Origin of the sequence: Ferroglobus sp., from assembly GCF_015521575.1 — an archaeon.
Classification (GTDB): Archaea; Halobacteriota; Archaeoglobi; order Archaeoglobales; family Archaeoglobaceae; genus Ferroglobus.
Window position 1 is genome coordinate 1 of the sequence record NZ_WANY01000041.1, and the last position, 10,491, is coordinate 10,491.

Below are 10,491 nucleotides of genomic sequence, written 5' to 3' on the forward strand. Positions count from 1 at the left end.
AATGAGTTCTTCGATGACTTAAAATACAAGAGCGTTCAACTGAGATATCCGCTGATTATCGTAGCACTCTTAGCAACCATCGCTGCATTATACCAATACTTACTGATAACGAAAATGTCCCAAGCTCTTCCAGAAGATATAGCGAAGTTTTTCGTCATTGGGGCGTACATCGGAGTAATTGGATCGTTTATTGGGGTATTTGCAGTGTGGTTCATAATTGCGCTGCTCATGCATGCCATATCTGCATTCTTCGGTGGTGAAGGTTCTTTTAGAAGAACATTCGAGTTTGTTGGGTACGGATTTCTACCCTCACTTATAGGCTCAGCAATAACAGCCTCTCTTTCAGCATACTATGTTGCAAACTCCGAAGTGCCGGAGATAAGCATATTCGAACTTCAGACAAATCCAGAATTGCTGGGTGAAGTTTTAACGAGTATTATACCAAGAGAACTCATATACTCAAATGTGGTCATAAGCTTAGCGGTAACTGTATGGAGCTTAGTTATATGGAGCTTCGCAATCAAACACGCGAGGGGAATCGAGCTAAGAAATGCTTTCGTCTGCGCTTTAATTCCGACTGTGCTGTTTGGAATCTATCAGGTTTGGTCTGTGCTAAGAATGTTGTAACTCTTTTACTTCGTTCATAGCTTTATCAAACTCTTCGATCAAATAATAAGCTTCGATTCCATACTTTTTAGCATTCTCTACCATCACCTTGTCATTAGCTATCAGGATTGAGTTCGTAAGCTTTGCTGTAGCGATGAAGTAAGCGTCCGCTGCTCTTGGATGAAATTTTAAGGCTACATCTTTCGCCGTTTCGAATATGACTCCCTCATCCAGAAGATTAATCTTGTCGAAAAACGTTCGTAGGTATCATGTCCCCTACCAACTTCCACATCATGCTTGTGAACTCAATAATAAAGAGTTTGGGTGCATAAATCTCCATCTCTTTCTCCTCAATAACTTCAATAACTTTTTCAACCAGATCACTTCTTACCTTGTTTTTTGGTATGAATAAGTCTACCCAACCCGGAGTATCCACGACTATCATAATCTGTCTCTCATTTCAAGTAAAACCTGAAGTGGATCGTCTTGTATCTCATCTAAATTTATCCTCTTTCTGAACTCCTTTACAATGTCCAGTATACCAGATGGTTTTACAGCTTCAATTCTAATTCTAAGCTTTGTTTTTTCAGGCAAATCAACTTTCTCAAGAGGTTAAAAAACACCGTTTTCATACACAGCTTCGATTACCTTTGCCATAATTTTAAATCACCCCCAAATCTTCAAAGTTGAATTCAGCATTGCTTTCGCGATTTTCAACGTTATATTAGCCTCGATCTACGCTCCAAAATAGAAGCCATTCGTTATTCGTAAAGTTGACGCTCTAAGCGTGAAAGTAACAACTTTTTTAAATAAAACTTACTGAAGACTTCATCTATGTCGAAGGTAGTTTTATGCTACTCTGGCGGATTAGACACCACGGTCTGCATACCTTTGCTTAAGGAAAAATACGGATTTGAGGAAGTCGTGACGGTAACCGTGGACATAGGACAGCCGGAGGAAGAGTTAAGAAAAGCTGAGGAAAGGGGGAGGAGATATGCTGACAAGCACTACACCGTTGATGCCAAAGAAGACTTCGTAAAAGCCCTATTTCAGCTAATAAAAGCAAACGGAGAGTATGAAGGTTACGTCCTTGGAACGGCTTTAGCGAGACCGATAATTGCCGAAAAGGTCGTTGAAATCGCTAAAAAAGAGAACGCTGAAGCAGTCGCTCACGGAGCAACTGGAAAGGGAAACGATCAGCTTAGATTCGACAACATCTTCTTCCAGCACGGATTTAAAGTCGTAGCTCCGATGAGGGAGCTCAATCTTACGAGGGAATGGGAGATCGAGTATGCGAAAAAGCACGGAATAGATATTCCAGTAACCAAGGATAAGCCTTGGAGCATAGATGAAAACCTTTGGAGCAGGAGTATAGAAGGAGGTAAGCTTGAAGATCCGTCATACATCCCTCCGGAGGATATTTACGAGTGGACGAACTCTCCAGAAGAAGCTCCCGACGTTCCGGAAATTCTCACCATAGAGTTTGAAAAAGGGATTCCGGTAGCCGTTAACGGAGAAAGAATGGACGGAGTAGATCTGATAAAGCATCTTAATGAAATAGGTGGAATTCATGGAGTCGGAAGGGTTGACATGATGGAAGACAGAGTTCTCGGACTCAAAGCGAGGGAAAACTACGAGCATCCTGCCGCTACGATTTTAATAACAGCCCACAGAGATCTCGAAAAGCTTGTGCTAACGAGAAGGGAACTGAAATTCAAAAAATTCGTTGAAGAGGAGTGGGCTGAGCTCGTTTATCACGGACTTGTAAACGAACCGCTGTTTGAAGCTTTGAATGCATTCATCGACAAAACTCAGGAGAGAGTTACCGGGTGGGTGAAGGTGAAGTTGTTCAAAGGTAGCTGCACCCCAGTGGCGAGGTATTCAGATTACGCTTTGTATAGAGAGGAGTTAACGTCCTTCGATTCTCTGGCAATAGATCAGAGGTTGGCTGAAGGGTACTCAAGGTTCCACGGTCTCCAAGCGAGGATTTATCAGGAGATTAAAAAGAAACTGGAGGATTAGCTTAAAACGTGTTTTTCTGGAACGTAGCAGTACATAACCCCTTCCAAAACTTTTTTGTCGGTCCAAGCTTCCACTTCAACTTTTCTCTTTCTTCCGTCAACCTCCACGACTTTGGCTGTGGCGACTATTTCCTCCCCGAGTTTAACCGGTGCGGTGAACTTAACTTCTGCTTTGTATAAAACGACCGTTTCTTCATTAACTGCAAGCATCGCTGCCAAATCAGCGGCTCCGAAAGTGAATCCGCCATGAATCAACCCATATTCGTCCACTTTCATCTCTTCCCTTGTTTTCAATCTAACCTTGGCAAATCCGTCCTTTACTTCTACAGCCTCTCCAACCCATTCTTTGGAAGCGAGCTTATGGGTTTTAATCACCTTTTCACCTCCAGAACGAAGTTCTGCTTCTCTCCACAGTTCGGACATCTGTTACCTTTTAAATTATTTTTCACGATGTAAAAGCCGTGTCGGTCTATCAGCAAGTAGCCGCAGTTGGGGCAGAAAGTGTCCTCATACTTATGCCCCCAAACGTTGCCTATGTAAACGTAGTCGAGGTATTCTCTTGCAACTTCTACAGCCATCTCAAGGGTTTTTATTGGAGTAGGGTTCTTATCCAGCATCTGAAAATCCGGATGGAACCTTGAAAAGTGCACAGGGATTCTTCTATCTATCCCTGCCACCCACTCAGCAAAGCTTTTAATTTCCTCCCTTTTATCGTTAAGCTCCGGAATGACGAGATACGTGATTTCTATGAACACACCTTTTTTGTACAGATACTCCACAGCTTCGAGAACTTTTTCGAGCTTGGCTTTGCAGATTTTCCTGTAAAATTCCTCGTTGAACGCTTTAACGTCAACGTTTGCCGCATCGAGATACTTCGATATCTCGTCAATGGCTTCAAAGCTCAAATAACCGTTTGTTACGTAAGTAGCGTAATATCCTTCCTCTTTTACGAGCTTGTTGGCATCATAAGCAAATTCGTGCCATATGCTCGGCTCGTTGTACGTCCAAGCAACGCCATCAGCATCTCTCTCCTTCAGCATGTTTAGAACGTCTTCTGGCGTCAGCTCCCTTAAATACGGGAACGTCAAATCAGCGAAACTAATCTCGTAATTCTGACAGTGAGAGCAGCGGAAGTTACAGCTAACGCCACCAAAAGAGAGAACTCTGCTTCCCGGCATGAAATGGTGGAAAGGCTTCTTCTCTATCGGGTCTACAGCTATCGACGAAACCATTCCGTAATTGTAAACCATGAGCTTACCGTTTTCGTTCTTTCTAACTCTACAGATTCCCCACTTGTCTTCGGAAAGAACACAGTAGTGCATGCAAGTTTTACATCTAACCTTACCGTTGAGCTTCTCGTAAAGGTACGATTCAACTATCATCTATTTTATCTCTCCTAAGTTCTCAATAAGTTTTATGGCAAAGTTTACATGAAGAGCTGAAAAAATTAGCTCGATGAAAAAGATCCTAATAACCAACGATGACGGACTTTACTCCTCCGGACTGAAAGCTTGCTACGAAGCTTTGTCCGAGTTAGGGGAGGTTTTCGTCGTAGCTCCGGCAACCCAGAAAAGTGGAGTTGGAAGGAGCATTTCGATAATGGAACCGATTAGGGTTGGAGAAGTCAGCTTCAACGGAATGAAGATTCACGCTGTGGATGGAACGCCTACAGATTCCGTAATCATAGGGATTTACGAAATCATAGGTGAGTTGCCGGACTTGGTTGTTTCTGGGATAAACCTTGGAGAAAATCTGTCAACTGAAGCGGTAACCACTTCAGGCACGATAGGAGCGGCTTTGGAAGCGGCAACGCAGGGGTGTAAGGCTATTGCGATAAGCGTTGAAGCTCACGATAAGGACAAATTTGAGTTCGTTTTTAAAGAGTACGACTTCGAAAACGCCAAGAAAATTTTAAGATCGCTCGCTGAGAGAGTTCTGAGAAAAGGTCTGCCGGAAGGAGTAGACTTGCTTAATGTGAATGTCCCCCAAAACTGGAACGGAAAGGTTGTTTTCACCAGATTAGCCAGAAGAATGTACAAGACGAGGATAGATGTGAGGTTCGATCCGAGGGGAAGGAAGTATTATTGGATAGACGGCAAGGAAGTTAAGGAAGCTGAAGAGGGAACGGATATATGGGCTATAAGGAAGGGTTACGTTTCGATAACCCCTCTTACATTGGATTCTACAGCCAGAATTGACTTTAAAATCCTTGAGAGGTGGTACGGTGAAGGAGAAAGCAGCTGAAAAGGCTTTGGAATTTGTCGAAAACGGAATAGTTCTCGGGCTCGGAAGCGGAAGCACTGTAAGGATATTCATCGAAAAGCTTGGGGAATTCGTTAAAAAAGAGGGGTTGAGAATTGAAGTTATCCCCACATCCTACGACACTGAAATTATAGCTGTAAAGAACGGATTGAGAGTAACATCCCTCCTTGAACATCCCGAGCCTGATCTTTGCGTGGATGGGGCAGATCAGGTTGATCCTAATCTCAACCTGATCAAAGGTGGTGGGGGAGCTTTAACGAGAGAGAAAATTGTTGCCGAAGCTTCCAAGAAGTTTTACGTAATAGTCGATGAGAGTAAGATCGTTGAAAGTTTGAATATGCCGATTCCAGTTGAAATTCTCCCCTTCGCTTACGGATTCGTGGAGAAAAGACTGAAGGAGCTTGGTTACAATTGCAAGCTCAGAATGAGCGTGAAGAAGCTCGGACCTGTTATTTCTGATAACGGAAACTACATAGCCGATGTGGAGGTGGAGAAAATAGATGTCGGGAGAATAGAAAGAGATTTCAGAATCCCCGGAATCATCGAGCACGGAGTTTTCCCTTCGGAGATGGTTGATTTGGTAATAGTCGGGAGGAAAGATGGAGCTGAAATAATCAGAAAATAAATTAAACGACAACTACCACTTCAATTCCATGAGGATTTTGCTTATATCGGACACTCACGACAACGTGGCTGCGATAAGGGATCTGCAGGAGGAAGTGAAAAAGGAGAGGTTCGATTTTGTAGTTCACGCCGGAGACGTCATATCTCCTTTCAGCCTTAGATCCTTTGAATTCGAGAAGATGTACATATCCTTCGGAAACAACGATGGGGATAGGGAAAAACTCGTTCAGATTGCTTTGGAAAGGGGTTGGAAGATAGGAGATGTCGTTGAATTCCCCTCTGGAGTGGTTTACCACGGTACGAACGAGGAGATAGTTAGAGCGCTTAGCAAGAAGTACGAGTTGGTGGTTGTTGGGCACACCCACAAAGCTGGAAAAAGGAAGGAGAATGAAGCTACAGTGGTAAACCCCGGAGAAGTTTGCGGTTATTTGAGCGGGAAGAGAAGTTATGCAATTTTCGAAGACGGTGATGTTAGTTTCTTTGAATTCTGAACAACCTCTATATATTCTTCCGCGGAGTGTTGATAGATGTTAAGGCTCGTAAATCTGTCTGTGGATGTTAACACTAAGCGAGTTTTAACGAACGTCTCTCTTTACGTTAGAGAAGGGGAAACTCTCGCCCTCTTCGGTCCAAACGGGAGCGGGAAATCAACTCTTATGAACGCCATAATAGGGAATCCGAAGTATAAAATCACTGAGGGAAGGATAATATTCAAAAAGCACGATATAACAAGAGTTCCAACCGACGAAAGGGTAAAACTCGGATTGGGCATAGCTTTCCAATCCCCTCCAGCAATTTCTGGAATTAAGCTGATAGATCTCCTTAAGAAAATAGCCGAAATAAGGGGAACTGAGGAGGAGAAGATATACGAATACGCGAAAAAGCTGAAAATGGAAGAACACTTGGAAAGGGAGATAAATAGAGGATTCTCCGGAGGAGAAATGAAGAGGAGCGAGCTTTTGCAGTTGTTGGTTATGAATCCCGACTTTGTCATGCTCGACGAGCCTGACAGCGGTGTGGATCTTGAGAACATAGGAATTGTTGGAAAAGCGATAAGAGAACTTTTGGAGAGGGATAAGGAAAAGAGGGAAAAAGCCGGAATCATAATAACTCACACTGGACACATTCTCGATTACGTGGATGCTGATTACGGAGCTATACTTTATCGAGGTAGGATCGCTTGCATAGGCGATCCTTACGAAATTCTTGAGGATGTTAGGGAATTTGGCTACGAGGGGTGTGTTGAAAAATGCCTGACGAAGTACGGGAATTTGAATCTGAGGAGGTAAGAAAGAGGCTTGAAAGTGTAGGAATTGAGTTAGATCCGAAGGAAAGATCCGCCACTTTTGTTCAAGTGGATCAGGAAGTCAAGCTAAGTAAGAGCTTTTTCGAAGACGTGGAAGTTATGAGTATAAAAGCGGCTTTGGAAAAGTACGACTGGCTTGAGGATTATTTCTGGAAGGCTGTGAGAAAAGATCAGGACGAATTTACCAGAGAAGCCGACTCTGAGGACGTCAATGGGTATTTTATCCGAGCTCTTCCCAATGCTAAGGTGGAGATTCCGGTAGAAGCTTGCCTTTATTTGAGAACGAAGGGTCACAAGCAGAGAGTCCACAATATAATCATAGCGGAGGAAAACTCAGAATTAAACATAATCTCCGGCTGCACGTCACACCCCGGAGTTATGGCTGGGCTGCACATAGGGATTTCCGAATTCTTCGTGAAGAAGAACGCTAAGCTGACTTTTACGATGATCCACAGCTGGGAAAGCAACATAGAAGTTAGACCAAGGAGTGCTGCCATAGTGGAGGAAAATGGAACTTTTATTAGCAACTACATTCTCATGAACCCAGTTAAACTCGTTCAGATGTATCCAACGGCGTATTTAAACGGAAAAAACTCTCAAGCTATTTTCAGCAGCGTGATCGTAGGATTAGAAGGAGCAAATATAGATGTGGGAAGTAGGGCTGTGTTAAATGCCGAAAACTCAAAAGCCGAGATAGTTTCGAGGACGATAAGCAGAGGTGGGAGAATAGTGGCGAGAGGACATCTTGTAGGAAACGTGAGTGGTGTGAAGGGGCATTTAGAGTGCAGAGGACTTATACTAACTGAAAACGGGAGCATAGAAGCAATTCCTGTTCTTGAAGCGAATCACCCCGACGTGGATTTGAGTCATGAGGCTGCGATAGGAAAAATAGCTGAAGAAGAGATATTTTACTTGATGTCGAGGGGGTTGTCGAGGGACGAAGCGATTTCAGCTATAGTTAGAGGATTTATGGAAATAGAAATAAAAGGTCTTCCGGAAGCTCTCAAAAGGGAGATCGACAAAGCCATAAGCTTGGTCGAAAAGGAGCTTCTATGAAGAGAGCTATTGTTTTTCTTTTCGTCGCAGTTATAATCTCCGCTTGCGTTGATGAAATCAGCGAAAGCTATAAGGAAGCGCTGAAAGAATTTAACGAGTTCAGAGGAACGAACTTTAGTCCAGAGTTAAAGGTAGTTGACACAAACTTCGTTCTAACGCACTGGGGAAGTTATGCCGAAAGCGAAGATCTTTTTTACAAAGCGATGATGATCCTTCCAGCAAACTATTCCTTCAAAAAAGCGAAAGAACACGATCTCAAGAGCTTTGTAGCGTTCGTTTGGGAAGGGAAAATTTACGTTGTAAAGGAAAATTTCAACAAAGAGAAATTCAAGAGAACGGTTTTTCACGAGCTTGAGCATTTGTATCAGGAGAGGTTCAATATATCCTCCGACGGAACTTTTGATGGGGAAAAGGCTAAAGCCGCAGCTATCGAAGGAGACGCGAGACTCATCTCGAAGATTTTAGCTAAGGAGCCCTTAGAGAGGGAAAGTCTGATGGAAATCGATGAAGACAACGCTTACTACATCTTGTCTTCGATCCACTATGCTTATGGCTACAATCTCGCTCTGGAGGTTTACAACAGGACTGGCGACACAATCTACCTCCTCCAAAATCCGCCAAAAACCATGGAGCAGGTCATGCATCCCGAGAAGTACTTCAACAACGAGAGCTTTATGAAAATGGAAGGTGATAGATTGGGAGAGGCTTTCGTTTTCGTCTTTTTAGCGGCACACGTGCTCGACTCGTCAGCAAAAATAGCTGCCGAAGGGTGGAACGGAGATTCCTACTACTTGAACGATACCGGTTGGAGCTGGAAGATTGCTTTCGATTCAGAAAAGGATGCTATCGAATTCGAAACTGCTGTAAACCTAATGCTAATGAAGCTTGGGGAGAAAAAGGAAGATGGTTACTTAATTAAGGAGAAGTACATTCCACAAATTATAAAGGTAGAGAGGAAAAATGCCAGTGTGATACTTCAATCAAACTTCGTGGAGGATTAGCGATGTGGAGCATACTGAAAGCTTTAAGAGAAAACCCGGAGGTACTTGTGGAATCCCAAAGGAGGAGAGGAGAAGACGTTGAAATCGTTTACAAAGCAATAGAACTGGATAAAATCTGGAGAAAAAAGCTATACGAACTTGATCAGCTAAGAAGGGAGAGAAACGAACTCTCAAGAAGGTTAAAAAGTGAAAGAAACGAGGAATTGATAAAAAAGGCAAAAGAAATCTCGGAAAAAGTGAAGAGAGGGGAGGAAGAATTAAAGAAACTTGAGGATGAGCTGAAGGGAATTTTGCTTTCAATTCCGAACATAGTTCATGAATCCGTTCCTATAGGAGAGGATGAGAACGATAACGTTCCGATAAGGTTCTGGGGAAAGCCGAAAGTTTACAAGGAACATTTGGAACAGTTTCTAAGGCAGACTAATGGAGAAGTAGAGTACGAGGTAATCGATAAGCCGGTTGTTGGACATGCTGATGCCGTGGAAATTTTTGGGTGGGCTGATTTGGAAAGAGCAGCAAAAGTGGCTGGATCGAGATTTTATTACCTCCTTGAAGATCTCGTCTGGCTCGACTTTGCTTTGACGATGTACGCTCTCGAATTCCTCTCAAAGCAAGGGTTTAGGATAGTGAATCCTCCCTACATGATGAGACACGAAGCGTATGCGGGAGTCACAGCCTTCAGCGACTTTGAAGAAGTGCTTTACAAACTGGAAGGGGAAGATTTGTACCTAATTGCCACTTCCGAGCATCCTCTGGCTGCCATGCACATGAACGAAACGCTTGGAGAGGATGAGCTACCCCTCCTCTACGCTGGAGTGTCTCCGTGTTTTAGGAAAGAAGCCGGAGCTCACGGGAAAGATACTAAGGGCATCTTCCGAGTTCACCAGTTCAATAAAGTTGAGCAGTTCGTTTTTTGTTTACCGGAAGAGAGCTGGGAATGGCATGAAAAGCTTATTGAGAACGCTGAAAAACTCTGGCAAGGTTTGGGAATCCCGTACAGAATCGTGAACATTTGCACGGGAGATCTCGGTATTGTTGCAGCTAAAAAATACGATCTCGAAGCATGGATGCCGGCTCAGGGGAAGTACAGAGAAATGGTTTCCTGTTCAAACTGCACGGACTGGCAGAGCTACAGACTGAATATAAGGTATGCGGAAAAGAGGGGGATGCCCTCTAAAGGCTTCGTCCACACTCTCAATTCCACTGCTATAGCTACAACAAGAGCCATAACGGCGATAATAGAAAACTACCAGCTTGAGGATGGGAGAGTCGAAATACCGAAGGTTCTGAGGAAATACCTTGAACCAATCGAAAGCGCCCCGAAGGAGTACTTGGAACCTAAAAAGAGAATTTAATGTGTTTAGTTTGGCAAAGTTGTTTACGAGCTGATAGTCGAGAAAGTTTCACATCTTTCTTTTTTGGAGTGAATTTCAGCAGATTCGAAAACCAATGCGAGACGATTTTGTTAGATTTGACTTGCGGTCTATTTTTAATTATTAATGATGCTGCTAATTTTACAGTTGGTGCTATACGATTTCACTTATATATAATAGTCTCTTGATCGTGTGAGCACAAAGCATATATACCACTAATTTAGATAATTACAATCATGATG

Annotated in this window: 13 protein-coding genes and 1 pseudogene; 9 read left to right on the plus strand and 5 right to left on the minus strand. The window is 43.2% G+C overall.

The window, feature by feature from the left end; translation table 11 throughout:
* Window positions 1–627: YIP1 family protein (locus tag F7C14_RS01645; protein ID WP_290899220.1), on the plus strand; the 627-nt coding region annotated here is incomplete at its 5' end.
* On the opposite strand, the gene F7C14_RS11080 is transcribed toward F7C14_RS01645, so the two are convergent.
* The 3 genes and pseudogenes from F7C14_RS11080 to F7C14_RS01655 form a co-directional block, all read right to left on the minus strand.
* The gene (locus tag F7C14_RS11080; protein ID WP_367114311.1) at window positions 613–849 is read right to left on the minus strand and encodes a PIN domain-containing protein; all 237 of its coding nucleotides are present in this window, start codon (window positions 847–849) and stop codon (window positions 613–615) included. The two genes, F7C14_RS01645 and F7C14_RS11080, sit on opposite strands and share 15 nt — an antisense overlap.
* On the minus strand, window positions 845–1,051 hold the full coding sequence (locus tag F7C14_RS01650; RefSeq protein WP_290899223.1) for a hypothetical protein: 207 nt from the start codon (window positions 1,049–1,051) through the stop codon (window positions 845–847). The genes F7C14_RS11080 and F7C14_RS01650 overlap by 5 nt, the downstream gene beginning before the upstream one ends.
* Window positions 1,048–1,263, minus strand: a pseudogene (locus tag F7C14_RS01655) (antitoxin family protein). The gene F7C14_RS01650 and the pseudogene F7C14_RS01655 overlap by 4 nt, the downstream one beginning before the upstream one ends.
* 177 nt (window positions 1,264–1,440) lie before the next feature.
* Here F7C14_RS01655 and F7C14_RS01660 point away from each other — a divergent pair.
* Window positions 1,441–2,628, plus strand: coding sequence for an argininosuccinate synthase (locus F7C14_RS01660; protein WP_290899226.1), 1,188 nt, complete (start codon window positions 1,441–1,443; stop codon window positions 2,626–2,628).
* Here the strand turns inward: F7C14_RS01660 and F7C14_RS01665 are convergent.
* The gene (locus tag F7C14_RS01665) at window positions 2,625–3,002 is read right to left on the minus strand and encodes a PaaI family thioesterase (protein WP_290899229.1); all 378 of its coding nucleotides are present in this window, start codon (window positions 3,000–3,002) and stop codon (window positions 2,625–2,627) included. The two genes, F7C14_RS01660 and F7C14_RS01665, sit on opposite strands and share 4 nt — an antisense overlap.
* Complete coding sequence (gene amrS, locus F7C14_RS01670; protein ID WP_290899232.1) at window positions 2,999–4,009, minus strand: AmmeMemoRadiSam system radical SAM enzyme; 1,011 nt, start codon at window positions 4,007–4,009, stop codon at window positions 2,999–3,001. Before amrS ends, F7C14_RS01665 begins: the two co-directional genes overlap by 4 nt.
* A 73-nt stretch (window positions 4,010–4,082) precedes the next feature.
* Here amrS and surE point away from each other — a divergent pair, with 73 nt between their 5' ends.
* Genes surE through serS form a run of 7 tightly spaced genes read left to right on the plus strand, consistent with a single transcriptional unit; the run spans window position 4,083 to window position 10,231 of the window.
* On the plus strand, window positions 4,083–4,871 hold the full coding sequence (surE, locus tag F7C14_RS01675; protein WP_290899235.1) for a 5'/3'-nucleotidase SurE: 789 nt from the start codon (window positions 4,083–4,085) through the stop codon (window positions 4,869–4,871).
* A complete protein-coding gene (rpiA, locus tag F7C14_RS01680; RefSeq protein ID WP_290899238.1) occupies window positions 4,852–5,514 on the plus strand; it encodes a ribose 5-phosphate isomerase A in 663 nt (220 codons plus the stop codon). Before surE ends, rpiA begins: the two co-directional genes overlap by 20 nt.
* A gap of 28 nt (window positions 5,515–5,542) precedes the next feature.
* Complete coding sequence (locus tag F7C14_RS01685) at window positions 5,543–6,004, plus strand: metallophosphoesterase (protein WP_290899241.1); 462 nt, start codon at window positions 5,543–5,545, stop codon at window positions 6,002–6,004.
* Window positions 6,005–6,040: 36 nt separating this feature from the next.
* Window positions 6,041–6,802 (plus strand): ABC transporter ATP-binding protein, encoded by a 762-nt coding sequence (locus tag F7C14_RS01690; protein ID WP_290899244.1) that lies wholly within the window; start codon window positions 6,041–6,043, stop codon window positions 6,800–6,802.
* On the plus strand, window positions 6,763–7,875 hold the full coding sequence (locus tag F7C14_RS01695) for a SufD family Fe-S cluster assembly protein (protein ID WP_290899247.1): 1,113 nt from the start codon (window positions 6,763–6,765) through the stop codon (window positions 7,873–7,875). The genes F7C14_RS01690 and F7C14_RS01695 overlap by 40 nt, the downstream gene beginning before the upstream one ends.
* Window positions 7,872–8,876 carry a hypothetical protein gene (locus tag F7C14_RS01700; protein WP_290899251.1) on the plus strand — a complete coding sequence of 335 codons (1,005 nt, stop codon included), beginning with the start codon at window positions 7,872–7,874 and terminating at the stop codon, window positions 8,874–8,876. The genes F7C14_RS01695 and F7C14_RS01700 overlap by 4 nt, the downstream gene beginning before the upstream one ends.
* 2 nt (window positions 8,877–8,878) lie before the next feature.
* Window positions 8,879–10,231 (plus strand): serine--tRNA ligase, encoded by a 1,353-nt coding sequence (gene serS / locus F7C14_RS01705; RefSeq protein WP_290899255.1) that lies wholly within the window; start codon window positions 8,879–8,881, stop codon window positions 10,229–10,231.
* The last annotated feature ends 260 nt before the right edge of the window (window positions 10,232–10,491 follow it).